The organism is Cupriavidus numazuensis (genome assembly GCF_905397435.1).
GTDB classification, from domain to species: Bacteria; Pseudomonadota; Gammaproteobacteria; order Burkholderiales; family Burkholderiaceae; genus Cupriavidus; species Cupriavidus numazuensis.
In genome coordinates this window covers 1-13,512 of sequence record NZ_CAJPVI010000055.1, presented here as the reverse complement: position 1 = coordinate 13,512, position 13,512 = coordinate 1, and the positions used below count along the sequence as shown (strand labels likewise).

At 64.7% G+C, this 13,512-nt stretch carries 11 protein-coding genes; 5 read left to right on the top strand and 6 right to left on the bottom strand.

Going from position 1 to position 13,512, the window contains the following annotated elements; genetic code table 11:
- Nucleotides 1-142: 142 nt before the first annotated feature.
- A complete protein-coding gene (locus tag KHO41_RS32260) occupies nt 143-2,467 on the bottom strand; it encodes an NADP-dependent malic enzyme (RefSeq protein WP_211957304.1) in 2,325 nt (774 codons plus the stop codon).
- Between the two features lie 311 nt (nt 2,468-2,778).
- Here KHO41_RS32260 and thiL point away from each other — a divergent pair, with 311 nt between their 5' ends.
- The 3 genes from thiL (at nt 2,779) to KHO41_RS32245 (ending at nt 5,020) form a co-directional block, all read left to right on the top strand.
- Nucleotides 2,779-3,759, top strand: coding sequence for a thiamine-phosphate kinase (gene thiL, locus KHO41_RS32255; RefSeq protein ID WP_211957303.1), 981 nt, complete (start codon nt 2,779-2,781; stop codon nt 3,757-3,759).
- Between the two features lie 129 nt (nt 3,760-3,888).
- Nucleotides 3,889-4,455 (top strand): phosphatidylglycerophosphatase A family protein, encoded by a 567-nt coding sequence (locus tag KHO41_RS32250; protein WP_211957302.1) that lies wholly within the window; start codon nt 3,889-3,891, stop codon nt 4,453-4,455.
- A gap of 67 nt (nt 4,456-4,522) precedes the next feature.
- Entirely contained in the window at nt 4,523-5,020 is a 498-nt protein-coding gene (locus tag KHO41_RS32245) for a CinA family protein (RefSeq protein ID WP_011298996.1), read from the top strand.
- Between the two features lie 71 nt (nt 5,021-5,091).
- Here the strand turns inward: KHO41_RS32245 and pyrF are convergent, their stop codons facing one another.
- Nucleotides 5,092-5,910, bottom strand: a complete 819-nt coding sequence (gene pyrF / locus KHO41_RS32240; protein ID WP_211957301.1) for an orotidine-5'-phosphate decarboxylase — start codon at nt 5,908-5,910, stop codon at nt 5,092-5,094.
- Nucleotides 5,911-6,103: 193 nt separating this feature from the next.
- Between pyrF and KHO41_RS32235 the strand changes: the two genes are divergently transcribed.
- Nucleotides 6,104-7,018, top strand: a complete 915-nt coding sequence (locus KHO41_RS32235; RefSeq protein ID WP_211957300.1) for a DMT family transporter — start codon at nt 6,104-6,106, stop codon at nt 7,016-7,018.
- Between the two features lie 51 nt (nt 7,019-7,069).
- Here KHO41_RS32235 and KHO41_RS32230 read toward each other — a convergent pair whose 3' ends face one another.
- On the bottom strand, nt 7,070-7,471 hold the full coding sequence (locus KHO41_RS32230; protein ID WP_211957299.1) for a hypothetical protein: 402 nt from the start codon (nt 7,469-7,471) through the stop codon (nt 7,070-7,072).
- A gap of 20 nt (nt 7,472-7,491) precedes the next feature.
- On the opposite strand from KHO41_RS32230, the gene corA reads away from it, so the two are divergent.
- Nucleotides 7,492-8,454, top strand: coding sequence for a magnesium/cobalt transporter CorA (gene corA / locus KHO41_RS32225; RefSeq protein WP_211957298.1), 963 nt, complete (start codon nt 7,492-7,494; stop codon nt 8,452-8,454).
- A 47-nt stretch (nt 8,455-8,501) separates the two neighbouring features.
- Here corA and KHO41_RS32220 read toward each other — a convergent pair whose 3' ends face one another.
- The 3 genes from KHO41_RS32220 to KHO41_RS32210 are packed head-to-tail and all read right to left on the bottom strand — an operon-like array spanning nt 8,502 to nt 13,393.
- Nucleotides 8,502-11,897, bottom strand: a complete 3,396-nt coding sequence (locus KHO41_RS32220; protein WP_211957297.1) for an ImcF-related family protein — start codon at nt 11,895-11,897, stop codon at nt 8,502-8,504.
- Complete coding sequence (locus KHO41_RS32215; RefSeq protein ID WP_211957296.1) at nt 11,897-13,132, bottom strand: hypothetical protein; 1,236 nt, start codon at nt 13,130-13,132, stop codon at nt 11,897-11,899. The genes KHO41_RS32220 and KHO41_RS32215 overlap by 1 nt, the downstream gene beginning before the upstream one ends.
- 9 nt (nt 13,133-13,141) lie before the next feature.
- Entirely contained in the window at nt 13,142-13,393 is a 252-nt protein-coding gene (locus tag KHO41_RS32210; protein WP_211957344.1) for a PAAR domain-containing protein, read from the bottom strand.
- Between the last annotated feature and the right edge of the window lie 119 nt (nt 13,394-13,512).

Sequence of the window (13,512 nt, the reverse complement as noted above, 5' to 3'; positions counted from 1 at the left end):
TCAATCCCGGCTCAGCGCCAGCGCGAAATCCTCAATTGTTTCAATGTGTTAATAGGATGTGTGCGCATACTAACGGCCAGCCGCAAAGCGAAAAAAAGCCGGGCAAGCCCGGCTTTTCCGCGACATGGAACCGTACTGCGGCTTAGCGCTTGGCAGCAGCGTCGACCACGACCAGCGACGTCATGTTGACGATGCGTCGCACCGTTGCCGACGGGGTCAGGATGTGCACCGGCGCCTTCACGCCGAGCAAAATCGGACCGATGGCGACGTTGTTGCCCGCCGCAACCTTCAGCAGGTTGTACGAGATATTGGCCGCGTCAATGTTCGGGCAGACCAGCAGGTTCGCCTCGCCCTTGAGCGTGCCGTCCGGCACCAGGGTATTGCGCAGCTTCTCGTCCAGCGCGCTGTCGCCGTGCATTTCACCGTCGACTTCGAGCTCCGGTGCGCGTTCGCGCAGGATCGCGAGCGTATCGCGCATCTTGCGGGCCGAAGGCGCTTCGGACGACCCGAAGTTCGAGTGCGACAGCAGCCCCACCTTGGGCTCGATGCCGAAGCGCTTGAGCTCTTCGGCCGCCATCAGCGTGATCTCGGCCAGTTCGTCGGCGGTCGGATCCACGTTCACGTGGGTATCCACCAGGAAAATCTGGCGGCCCGGCAGCACGAGGCCGTTCATGGCCGCGTAGACCTTGTTGGTCCCGCCCAGCACCTGGTCGATGTAGCGCAGGTGCGCCGCCGTATTGCTGACGGTGCCGCAGATCATGCCGTCGGCCTCGCCCTGCTTGACCAGCATGGCGCCGATCAGCGTGGTGCGGCGGCGCAGTTCGAGCTTGGCGTACTGCGGCGTAACGCCTTCGCGCGCCATCATGCGGTAATACGTATCCGAATAATCGCGGAAGCGCTCGTCGTGCTCGGGGTTGACCACGGCGAAGTCCACGCCCGGACGCAGGCGCAGGCCAAAGCGCTCGATGCGATGCTGCAGCACCGCCGGGCGGCCGATCAGGATCGGGTTGGCCAGCTTTTCATCGACGACCACCTGCACGGCGCGCAGCACGCGCTCTTCCTCGCCCTCGGCGAAGACGATGCGCTTCTTCGCCATCTCGACCTTGCGGGCGGCGGCGTAGATCGGCTTCATCAGCGTGCCCGAGTGGTACACGAACTGCTGCAGCTGCAGGCGGTACGCGTCCATGTCCTCGATCGGACGCGAGGCCACGCCGGACTTCATGGCGGCTTCCGCCACGGCCGGGGCCACCCACACGATCAGGCGCGGATCGAACGGCTTCGGGATCAGGTATTCCGGACCAAACGCCAGGTCCTGGATGCCGTAGGCCGTGGCCACGATATCGCTCTGCTCCTGGCGAGCCAGTTCGGCGATCGCATTCGCCGCGGCGATTTCCATCTCACGCGTGATAGTGGTCGCACCGCAATCGAGCGCACCGCGGAAGATGAACGGGAAGCACAGGACGTTGTTGACCTGGTTCGGGTAGTCGGTACGGCCGGTCGCCATAATGGCGTCCGGGCGGACTTCCTTGACCAGTTCCGGCGCGATTTCCGGGTTCGGGTTGGCCAGGGCCAGCACCAGCGGCTTCTCGCCCATGCGCTGGACCATGTCCTGCTTGAGCACGCCAGCAGCGGACAGGCCGAGGAAAATGTCGGCGCCGTCGATCACTTCACCGAGCTTGCGCTTGTCGGTCTTCTGGCAGAAGCGGGCCTTTTCGGGGTCCATCAGCTCGGTACGGCCTTCGTAGACCACGCCGGCCAGATCCGTCACCCAGACGTTCTCGATCGGCAGGCCCAGGTCGACCAGCAGGTCCAGGCAGGCCAGCGCGGCGGCGCCGGCGCCCGAAGCCACCAGCTTGACGCTCTTGATGTCCTTGCCGACGACCTTCAGGCCATTGATGACGGCGGCGGCCACGACGATGGCGGTACCGTGCTGGTCATCGTGGAAGACCGGGATCTTCATCTTCTCGCGCAGCTTGCGCTCGACGTAGAAGCATTCCGGTGCCTTGATGTCTTCGAGGTTGATGCCGCCGAAGGTCGGCTCCAGCGCAGCAATCACCTGCACGAGCTTTTCGGGGTCTTTTTCGTCGACTTCGATGTCAAAGACGTCGATGCCGGCGAACTTCTTGAACAGGCCGGCCTTGCCTTCCATGACCGGCTTGGACGCCGCGGCGCCAATGTCGCCCAGGCCCAGCACGGCGGTGCCGTTGGTGATCACGGCCACCAGGTTGCCGCGCGCGGTGTAGCGGAAGGAGTTGGCGGGGTCGGCGACGATCTCCTCGCAGGCAGCAGCCACGCCCGGCGAATAGGCCAGGGCCAGGTCGCGCTGGTTCGACAGCGGCTTGGTCGGCGTGACGGAGATCTTCCCGGGAGTCGGAAACTCGTGATACTCGAGCGCCGCTTTGCGCAGCGCCTCACGCTGCTGCTGTTTCAGATCGTCTTGGGACGGGGACTGCTGAGGGCTGGTCATCGGCGCATATTCCAATCGGTGGAACCGTCATTTGACAGGGCTTCGGATGATCGGCGGACCGGCTCCACGTGCCCACCCATCTCTTCCTCTGGACCCGGCATTTTATATTGTGAAATACTATTTCACAATAAGCATTTGACGAAGACCAGCATTGTGTTTCGGTACAATATGCCCCAAGCCGCTGGCCTTGAACAGCAAGCAACAGTCAATGCTGCCGCCCGCTGCAGTATCTTGCCGAGCCGCGAGCACGGCACCATCCTTGTCCCGATCCGCCTTTTTTGCGCCGGCGCCGCCCTGGCCCGGTTAGTCCCATGTCTACGATCCGCCGCGCGCAGCTCTCCGAGTTCGACCTGATCCGCCGTTTCTTTACGCGTCCGGTACGCAAAGCCGTGCTCGGCGTGGGCGACGATTGCGCGCTGATCGACCCGCGGCCCGGCCATCATCTGGCCATCAGCACCGACATGCTGGTCAGCGGCCGCCATTTCTTTGCCGATGTCCCGCCCCGCGCGCTCGGCCACAAGGCGCTGGCGGTCAACTTGTCGGACCTGGCGGCCATGGGCGCCGAGCCGCGCGCGTTCACGCTCGCGCTGGCCCTGCCCGAAGCCGATCCCGCATGGCTTGAAGAACTAGCCGCCGGCATGCTGGCGCTTGCCGACGAGCACGGGTGCGAACTGATCGGCGGCGACACCACGCGCGGCCCGCTCACGCTGAGCCTGACCGTATTCGGCGACGTGCCGACACGCGCCGCCCTGCGACGCGATGCCGCACGTCCCGGCGACGATATCTGGGTGTCGGGCACGCTCGGCGACGCGCGCCTCGCGCTCGGCGACTGCCGCGGCGAATGGCTCTTGCCTGAACCCGAATTCAGCCGCGTGCGCCCCCGCATGGAAATGCCGACGCCGCGCGTCGCGCTGGGCATGGCACTGCGTGGGGTAGCACATGCAGCACTCGACATTTCGGATGGCCTGATCGGCGATCTCGGCCATATCCTGGCCCGCTCGCAGGTGGGCGCACTGCTCGACGTGGACACGCTGCCGCGTTCGGCTGTGCTGGCGGCCCAGCCGGACTCCCTGCAACGCGAATGCGTGCTCGCCGGCGGCGACGACTACGAACTCTGCTTCACCGCGCCGATTGGCAACCGTGAAACTATTGCCGCGATCTCGGATCGCCTGGAACTGCCACTGACACGCGTCGGCACGATCACACCGGAGCCCGGCTTGCGACTGGTCGACCAACATGGCAGCCCCGTGACCTATGCCGGCGCAAGCTTCGACCACTTCGCGTCGCCCTGACAGCCTGCGCGCGGGCGTGTCATGATGCCGGCTTGCAGCGCCGGCATCATGACTTGACCGGGAGGGAACCCGGGAAACTGGCAGGCCGGGCGCCGCGGACATAAAACATAAGTACACGAGCCGAATCCGATGTCGACCTCTCCGCCCGCGGCCGCGCCGCGCGACCCCGCCATGACCCTCGAAGCCGGGCAGACCGTCAAGGTCACGCGCCCGACGGCCCGCTTCATGCTCGCGCACCCCGCGCACCTGATCGCCCTCGGCTTCGGTTCCGGCCTGTCGCCGGTCAGCCCGGGCACCGTAGGCACGCTCTATGGGTGGCTCTCGTTCGTCGTGATTTCCCTGTGGATCGAGCCGACGACGTGGCTGTGGATCATCGGCGCGGGCTTCCTGATCGGCATGTGGGCCTGTGGACGCACGGCGCGCGACATGGGCGTGGACGACCACGGCAGCATGGTGTGGGACGAGATCATTGCGTTCTGGCTGGTGCTGACCTTCGTCATGCCCACTGGCCTGTGGGGCCAGTTCGCGGCCTTCCTGTGGTTCCGGCTGTTCGATATCGCCAAGCCGGCACCGATCGCCTACTACGATCGCACGCTGAAAGGCCCGGGATTGCGCGGCGCATTCGGCGTGATGTTCGACGACATCTTCGCGGCGTTCTACACCTTGCTGGTGTTCGCGCTGTGGCGCTCGTTCTGACGCTTTCGCCACGCTTACCGCGACGTTCACCCGCCGAATTTCCTTAAACGCCACGCACTTTTCACCCATGTCCATCAGCCGCTTGCTCGACCAACTGGCCATCCAGGCCGGCGTAGCCCTCGCCGAAACATCGCTGATGCTGGCCACGGCCGAGTCCTGCACGGGCGGGCTCGTCGCTGCGGCCATCACCGATGTATCAGGCTCATCCGGATGGTTCGAGCGCGGCTTTGTCACGTACTCGAACGAGGCCAAGAGCACGATGCTCGGCGTGCCCGCCAAGATGATTCGCGACTACGGCGCGGTCAGCGAGGAAGTGGCCCGTGCCATGGCAGAGGGCGCGCTGCTCAACAGCCGCGCTCAGGTATCGCTGTCCATCACGGGTGTGGCCGGCCCCAACGGCGGCACGCCCGAGAAGCCGGTCGGCATGGTCTGCTTCGGCTGGAGCAACCGCATCACCACGCGCACCGAGACCCAGCGTTTCAAGGGCGACCGCGCACAGATCCGCCGCCAGGCGGCCGAGCATGCGATGCGCGGGCTGCTGGAACTGGTACGCAACGAGGCCTGAAACGACGAAGGCCGCACCCGGTCGGGCGCGGCCTCTTGCTATGCGGGCGCTATTTGCAGCGCCGGTACCGCTTAGCCGTGCCGGTAACGGTTGATGGTATCCCGCGTCTGCATCGCCACATGGCGCGCCGCGGTGGCGAAATCCTTCTCGCCGCTGGCATAGAGGATCGCGCGCGACGAGTTGATCATCATGCCGGTGCCGTCAGCGGTGCGGCCAGCCTTCACCGTTGCCTCGATATCGCCGCCCTGGGCGCCGATGCCCGGAATCAGCAGCGGCATGTCGCCGACGATCTGGCGCACCCGGGCAATCTCGTTCGGGAACGTGGCGCCGACTACCAAACCCATCTGCCCTGTGGTGTTCCAGCGTTCCTTCGCAGCCTCGGCCACGAGCTGGTAAAGCGGCTTGCCATCCACCTGCAGGAACTGCACATCCGATCCGCCCGGGTTGGACGTGCGGCACAGCACGATCACGCCGCGGTCCGGGTAGGCCAGGTACGGCTGCATCGAATCGAAGCCCATATAGGGGCTCACGGTCACCGCGTCGGCCTTGTAGCGCTCGAATGCCTCGGTCGCGTAGTGCTCGGCGGTCGAGCCGATGTCGCCGCGCTTCGCGTCCAGGATCACCGGAATACCCGGGTGGGCGTCATGGATATAGTGGATCAGCTGTTCGAGCTGGTCCTCGGCGCGCTGCGAATGGAAGTAGGCGATCTGCGGCTTGAACGCGCAGACCAGGTCGGCGGTGGCGTCGACGATCTCGCGGCAGAACGAAAAGATCGCGCCGCCCGCCCCGGTCAGGGACAGCGGCAGCTTCTGCGGATCCGGGTCGAGTCCGACGCAGAGTAGGGAATCGTTGCGCTGCCAGGCGGCAGACAGCTGCTCGATGAAGGTCATGGGTGACTCGATATCCTGGTTGCTCCGGCGCCGCCGGCGTATGGCGGGCGACCCGGTTGCTGCGGGCTGGGACGGATAGGCCCCCTCATATCGCAGCATATGTCGTTTCCGGCAATTTTACCCGCTGCGTGCTATCGTTTTGCGCTCAAAGTCAAAACAAAGAGCGGCGTAGTTCACAGCCGCCATCCACGACATGTCTCTCGATCGTCGCGGCCTCGTCCTGCTGGTCATCCTGACCATCGCATGGGGCATCAACTGGCCCATCATGAAAATCGGCGTGGCGCACTTCCCGGCCATGGGTTTCCGGCTGCTGTGCATGGCCGGCGGCGTCGCCGCACTGGGGATTGCGCTGACCGTGCGCGGCGAATCGCTGCGCGTGCCGCGCGCGCAATGGGCCACGGTGGTCAAGCTCGCCATCCCGAACATGGTGTTCTGGCACCTGCTGGCGATCTGCGCGGTCAAGATGCTGTCCTCGGGACGCGCCGCGATCCTCGGCTACACCATGCCGATCTGGGCTGTGGTGTGGGGCCTGGTGCTGTATCGCGACCGTATCGGCGTATCGGCCTGGATCGGCATCAGCTGCGCGCTGACCGGCACCGTCCTGCTGCTGTCGGGCGAGATCCGCGCGCTGACCGGCAGCCCGGCCGGCACGTTGCTGATGCTCGCGGCGGCCGCCGGATGGGGCTTTGGCACCCAGCTCATGAAGCGCACCCAGATCGACATCCCGATCGGCACGCTCACGTTCTGGATGCTGGCGGTCACCCTGCCCTTCCTGGCCGCCGGCACGCTGCTGCTCGAGACTGGCTGGCGCATGCCGAACGCCGCCGAATGGGGCGCGATCGTCTACAACGCCGTCGTGGTGTTCGCCTACTGCCACCTGGTCTGGTTCGCGCTCGCGCGCAACCTGCCGCCGGTGGTGTCGAGCCTGTCGGTCATGTTCATCCCCGTGGTCGGCGTGTTCTCGGGCATGTGGATGCTCGGCGAGCAGCCGCACTGGCAGGACTACGCGGCGATTGCGCTGATGTTCGCGGCGCTGTCCTCGGTAATGCTGGTGCCACTGTTGCGGCGGCGACTGCGGGCCGGCATGGCGCGTGGAGATTTCACTTAACAAGCCCCCCTGCGTTGGGCTACACTCGCGCCCATCACAATCCCGGAGAAACTACGTGGGCAGTAGCATCGGGTGTTCGAGTTGCCGCGATAACGTAGTTAGCGCAGCGTCGTCGGATGCCATGTCACTGCGGGCTGCGTAGACGAACCGCCGGAGCCGCCAAGCGCTCTCGCCTCGTCGCATCGCCCGCAGAATCCATGCGGGCGAGTGTTTTTCCGTATCGCCGACGGCCGCCGAAGCGCGTGCCGTGCCATTGCGGATCTTCCCTCTCCCGGCTTGCCAGCCACCCCAGGCAAACGCCATCGCCTTGCGCCCGTCGGCCCCGCCGCCGCCCGCAGCGCGATCACGCTTGCCCGTGATTCCGCACTGAATCGGTCCGGACCACCCTGGGATGCGGCGAGCCTGCCTGCGCTGGTCTTCGCGCTTGTCTTTGTTTTTCGTCGCAATCAGCATAGCAATAAGGAATCCCGGGGATGATCAACCTGTTCGTCCTGCAGAAAGGCCGGCTCGCCCAGGAGCAGGTCGACGAGCGCAACGAGCTGCTGCAGCACAAGCCGATCTGGATCGACGTCGTCAGCCCCGACGACGAGGAACTCGCCTGGATCAAGGAAGCGTACGGCGTCGCCCTGCCGGAACTCGAAGACCTCGGCGACCTGGAAGCGTCCGCGCGTTATTTCGAAGGCGAGGACGAGAACATCCACATCCGCACCGACTTCCTGCTCGATGAGGAAGAGGCTTCGCGCAACGTGCGCGTGGCCTTCGTGCTCACGCGCGACGTGCTGTTTTCCATCCACGACGAAGACCTGCCGGTGTTCCGCCTGGTGCGGCTGCGCGCGCGCATGCGCCCGGGCTCGGTGCGCAACGCCAAGGACGTACTGATGGACCTGTACGCGACCGACGCGGAATACTCGGCCGACTCCATCGAGGAAGTCTACGAACGCCTGGAAGAAGCAAGCCGCCGCGTGCTGGCCGAGAACGTCACCGATGCCGCCGCCGCCGACGTGCTGGAGACCATCGCGCGCGAGGAGGACTTGAACGGCCGCATCCGCCGCAACGTCATGGACACGCGCCGCGCGGTGTCGTTCCTGATGCGCAGCCAGCTGCTGTCGGCCGAGCAGCAGGACGAGGCGCGCCAGATTTTGCGCGACATCGACTCGATCGAGAACCACACCGCGTTCCTGTTCGACAAGATCAACTTCCTGATGGATGCGACCGTCGGTTTCATCAACATCAACCAGAACAAGATCATCAAGCTGTTCTCGGTGGTGTCGGTGGCATTGATGCCGCCTACGCTGATCGCGAGTATCTACGGCATGAACTTCAAGCTCATGCCTGAGCTGGACTGGGCCGCGGGATATCCGTGGGCGATCGCGTTGATGGCCGTGTCGGCGGCGATTCCGTTGGTGTATTTCAAGCGGAAGGGATGGTTGAGCTGAACGGTTGAGCCACGCCTGCCACGCACTGACTTGCCTGATCAGTATCTTCAGTGCGCTCCGTTGTAGGTGCCATGTCCGGCTGTGGCCGTTGTGGCATCAGCCGCGGTAGCCGCCTTGCCGGTCATAAAGACCCGCTGAGGTACCCTGAGGCCCAGCAAGGCCAGCATATCCAGCGCCCCCGGCCCCGCCTCGCTGCGGATCAGGAAGCGGATCTCAGGGGCTTTGGCCGCCTCTGGCCGGTCTGCCATGGCACCCGCGTCGGGCACCGCGCGCCACCCGATCTGGTAGGTGGCCCCGTCGACCTGCTCGATGTGCGCATGCGCCAGCATCCGCAGCAGCCCGAAGCGCCCGCCAAACTCATAGCCCTTGTTGGTCATGGCCGTTTCGGATTGCCACTGCAGGCGGGTGCCGGGGTCCTGCAAATTGCCGGCGGGCCAGGTCATCCGTTGCCAGGTTTCCCGCTGGTTGTAGTAGTGCAGCCTCTGACCGTCGATGATCAACACGGTGTCGGTCAGGCCGGGGGTGGCAACCGGCTTGATGTCGAAACGGAATTGCGGCTCGCCTGTCGCCATCATCCGGGCGCCAATGCGCTGCACGACGTTGATGAACTTGAGGAACTCCGGATCGAATCTGACATCTCGTGCGGCGGCCGTCGGCACCCATTGATCGCCCTGCAACTCCAGCATGCCGGCAAGCTGGGTTGACAGGAACATCTGGATCCGCCCGCCCTGGGGGCGCACAAACTGCGCAAACTCGGGCAACGAGGCATCGTTGACCGTATCGGCGAAGGGATAGCGTCCGGCGAAAAGCTGATTCCAGACCACGACGATGGAGCGCTCCCAACCCTCATTGAGGCTCGCCTGGGCCGGCTGCACGATGGTCTGCGTGGCCTGGGCAATGGGCCGCACGAATAGCGCTTCGCCCATGCTCGCCCATTCCGTGCCGAGGCTCGCCGCCATCAGTTGCGCGTAGGCCTGCGTGTCGGCCAGTTCCGAGCCCTTGCCCTGGAATAGCGCCTGAGCCATCTGCCGCGCGTGTTCATCAGCGTCGGGGCTGCCATTGACTTGCTGCAGGCGCAGCCGTAGTGCGGTGGCCCGGTCAAGGAAGCGCTGCAGGCTCAGGTCACTGTTGGCATTGCCTTGGCCGGACTGGCCCATCAGGCGCAGCACTGGCCCGAAAGCTGCGTCAAGGGGACCGGCCGGCTCTGCCTTGGCGGCTTGCCGGGCATCGCCCTGGCTGCTCAGCATGTCCTTCGCCTTGTTCACCAGTTTGTCCGAGAGGGACGCCCTCTGCACGCCCGCGCCACCCTGGTACTCCAGTGACTTCATCAGCGCGATCACGGGCGATTGGCGCGCATCGGCCAACAGCTTGAGCTGGCCGATTGCCGCAGGCAGGGTCGCCGATGGCTCCCACTGCAGCGCATTCATGAAATCTTGCCAGTGCTCGGCATAGTCGCCAAAGTACTGCTCCGTAAGCGCCGCGCGCAGTTCGTCTGCGGACAGGCTCGGCTGGTTGCTGCTGGCCTGAGCACCTGCAAGTACCCAGTCTGTACTGACGTCGCGGTGCTTCACAGCCTCTTCTATCGCATTCGCAATGTAACCCTCGTAAGCTTGACGGGTGAACACCCCTGGCACAATGGCCGAGGCATGCAACAGACCATGCGTGTCAGTGCCTGTGGTCAGCGACGCCAGTGACTGGTCCGGGTACTTGCTCCCCACGCCGTCGAGGATGTGCTGGTACACCGTATCCTGCGCGTTGCGCGCACCGACCACCGCCAGCAGCGTCTGCCGCGCGCCAGCGACGAGTTCGGAGCGGGCGTCGATTTTCCACTCGGGGTTCGCCCGCAGATGTTGCGCATAGAACCGGAAAAGGCGTTCGGCGAGGTCCTGCTTTTCGCCCGGCGTGATGCGAGCGTCGGTGGACCACGCCTGCACCAGTTGCGGAGCCAGGAAGCCGGGCTCCGAGCGCTCAGGATGGGCCAGCATCAGGTAGGCCTTGAGGCCATCGCGCCCGCCCATGGCCCGGCGGCTGGACTTGTCATCGAGCATCGTGGTCTGCAGTTGCCCGAGGTCGACAAGGGAGGCCTCCAGGTTTTGCTGCGCAGGCTCGATCAGCAATTGCCGGGCTGCCGGCGCGTACGGCTTTCGCAAAGCCGCCAGGACTTCAGCATCACGGTTCAGCCCGAAGCGGGTCAGCCATGGCGCGTGGTGCTGCGTGCGATATTCGTAGCGCTCGATCTGCTGCTGCAGCACCACCAGCGACCGCAGGCGCGCGGCGGCGTTGGGGGCCGTCTGGATGTCCTGGGCCGCCCGGCGTGCAATGCTCACATCCTGAGCGTTGCGCACACCGGAAATCAGCATGCCGGTTATCCACAGCGCAGCGGCACACAGTGCCAGCCCCGCCCCCCACGTCATCGGGTGCCGAGCGGTTCTGCGGCCCGGGCGACGCCGCGCGGCCTCGCCGAGGTATTGCCAGAGCGGCAGGTCGGCATCGTTGTCAGCCCTGTTTTCGAGGCCCGGCGTCATCGCGCGAGGGCCAAACACGACACCGCACACCGGGTGCCGCCGACGCAGCAGTTGCGCGATCCAGTCCGCCAGCGTGAGGCTGCGGCTGTCCAGATGCTGGGAGAGTTCTCCGAGGTAACGCGCGGACGCATCTCGGGTCGACGGCCTGACGCAACGGTACGCCAGATCGTGACGCAGGATTTGCAGGGCATCTTCAATGGCAGCTGCGTCACCAGAGGCAGGCACGTCACAAGCCACTACCGGGACCACGGCTGCCGGTACCGGCTTCGTTGGCGCGACATCGAGCAGGTAGACCGGCGCTGACCATCGCAGGACTTCTGTGATGCGAGCCAGGCAAAGCACAGTACTGTGGGTACCGTGACGTTCCGTGGGCAGCATCGCGTTGCCGTCCATCACGACCACGACCGCGTCAATCGGGCGCCGGCGCCGCAGGCTGTAGATTTCCTTGAGCCAGGCCGCATTCGGCTGCCCGTCCTTGCCGACCACGCACCACAACAGCACCGCATCGGGAGTTACCAGCCACCCTTGCGCAGCCAGATTGGGGAGGGATTGTTCAATGGCCGCCGCGTCGCCGGTCAACAACAGACGGGGCAAACGGCGATGGCTCGATTCCCGCAGTGCAAACCTGAGGTTCGAATATCGCCACGCAGACCAATTGCCGTCGGCAGCATGGCCTGTTCCATCTCGAGCAGCGGGATCACGCAGATGCCTCTTGCGCTCGCCGGATCGACGGGCCAGGAAGCTCCACGCTGACATGACGGGACCCCGTAGCAACAGCGCCATTGCGGCAATCAGTGCAATGGATAGGAGGCGCTCCGTTGGCTCGCCTGCCTTCCCGTATATATACAGCCACGCCACCGCCGCCACTGCGATGGCGGCCACCACGATGGTGTATCCCCACTGCCTTTGAATTTTCATCAGGTCACTTCCGTTTCATCCTGGCGTGCCACAGGCCGTACAACAGCCAGCCGCAGCCCGCCTTCCCGACACGCAATGCCTTGCGGCTCACTGCTCTGGCACGCGTTCTCTATCGCAAGCGTCACCGCCAACCATGGGGCGGCAACACCTGCGGCACCAAGCGCGGCGTCGATGTCATGCATGCCAGGCAAGTCATCCGCTTGCGCCGCAGCAAGGCCCACCTCCGATCCATCTTTCAGCACGGCAGACTTGTCCGCCTTCGTCAGCCCGGAGTACCACAGGTGATTCAGTTCTTCGGGCAAAGCACTCGCATACAGCGCGGCAGTCGAAATCGAGGTGGCGAGGTCCACCGTCTCGCAGGCGACAGGCCGATGCAGCATTGCGATGGACTTCAAGCCATGCCGCTGTGCCAGAGGCGCCCAGCCCAACAGCAATGCAACGGCTGCCTCAGCACTGTTCTCCGGTGGCTTGTCGTGCAACTGGACTGCCACAAACAGCGTGAATCGTTCCAGGTCAGGACCGCCGGGAACATCCAGCCAGGTATCGAGAGCCATCACCCCCTCATCGGCTGGAACGAGCGAGGCCTCTGCAGGGCGAAGCCCGCAACCGGCCCAACACTTCAACCATGCAGCAAGCAGATGCAACGGGTCGGCGCCATCGGGCAAGTGCAGTCGCACATCGAATGACACCCTCGCCGGCAGACTGCGCAACGTTGGTGCGAGCCTGTGAATCAGCACTCGGAAAGCTGATTCAAGTCGATCGGCGTCGCGTTCGACTTCAGCCAATTCGACCTGCGTATGACGAACGACCGGTCCAGGCGTGCGCGGCGCACGCGCCTGCAGGGCGGATTCTTTCTTCAGCACGCGTGCCGCCACACCATCTGTGCCCATGGCACAGGCATATGCGGAGCCCAGCACCGCCAATGGCTCCCTCGCAAAAGCAATCGCTTCCTCGTGGTCATCCTGTCGGCATTGCTCCCTTGCCGCCCAATAGTTGCGCGCCTCTTCATAGCGGTGCAAACGGAGGCCGAACGCAATGCACCATGCGACGGCTGGATACCCCAACATCCGCGTCCAGAACTGCGGGTTCCATGTCGACGCATTGCGGGGCCAGGTGAACAGGGTCCATGCGACGCCGACAGCAAGGACAACCACCAGAAGCGAAAGCCACACCGTTACGCCAGGCGGTGACGGCCGCTCTTCCTCAGGCACAGGGCCCGGTAGTTCAATGGGCATCGAACTCGCTCAAAGGAGACTGGATATCACCTGGCAGCCACACATTGCGCGACAGCCATGGCGGGCGATGGGTACGCCCTCGTCCAGCGTGGATTCATCGCCTTCAACGATGAGATTGGGCTGGACACGGGGATGTTTGGGGCATGACACCTGGTCACCCTTGCGAGCCACCGCCCGGCCGTCGTACTTCATCGTCGGCGATGCGGTGATCACCTTGCCACCGTGATTGGTGGCGTCGCCCAGGCGAACGAGATCAGGCATTGTTGTTTCCGTGCTTATCCGGTTGTCTCCCAAGACCTCTACCGATAGTATGTTGGGCATCTGTGCCAACTCGGGGCAACCATGGTTATTGACGTGCTTGACCGAGGCGATCTGCCGTT

What these genes read in the sequence shown, in the direction of transcription:
- KHO41_RS32260 (WP_211957304.1), bottom strand. Translation starts at nt 2,467, where the DNA reads ATGACCAGCCCTCAGCAGTCCCCGTCCCAAGACGATCTGAAACAGCAG.
- thiL (WP_211957303.1), top strand. Translation starts at nt 2,779, where the DNA reads ATGTCTACGATCCGCCGCGCGCAGCTCTCCGAGTTCGACCTGATCCGC.
- KHO41_RS32250 (WP_211957302.1), top strand. Translation starts at nt 3,889, where the DNA reads ATGTCGACCTCTCCGCCCGCGGCCGCGCCGCGCGACCCCGCCATGACC.
- KHO41_RS32245 (WP_011298996.1), top strand. Translation starts at nt 4,523, where the DNA reads ATGTCCATCAGCCGCTTGCTCGACCAACTGGCCATCCAGGCCGGCGTA.
- pyrF (WP_211957301.1), bottom strand. Translation starts at nt 5,910, where the DNA reads ATGACCTTCATCGAGCAGCTGTCTGCCGCCTGGCAGCGCAACGATTCC.
- KHO41_RS32235 (WP_211957300.1), top strand. Translation starts at nt 6,104, where the DNA reads ATGTCTCTCGATCGTCGCGGCCTCGTCCTGCTGGTCATCCTGACCATC.
- KHO41_RS32230 (WP_211957299.1), bottom strand. Translation starts at nt 7,471, where the DNA reads ATGCTGATTGCGACGAAAAACAAAGACAAGCGCGAAGACCAGCGCAGG.
- corA (WP_211957298.1), top strand. Translation starts at nt 7,492, where the DNA reads ATGATCAACCTGTTCGTCCTGCAGAAAGGCCGGCTCGCCCAGGAGCAG.
- KHO41_RS32220 (WP_211957297.1), bottom strand. Translation starts at nt 11,897, where the DNA reads ATGAAAATTCAAAGGCAGTGGGGATACACCATCGTGGTGGCCGCCATC.
- KHO41_RS32215 (WP_211957296.1), bottom strand. Translation starts at nt 13,132, where the DNA reads ATGCCCATTGAACTACCGGGCCCTGTGCCTGAGGAAGAGCGGCCGTCA.
- KHO41_RS32210 (WP_211957344.1), bottom strand. Translation starts at nt 13,393, where the DNA reads ATGCCTGATCTCGTTCGCCTGGGCGACGCCACCAATCACGGTGGCAAG.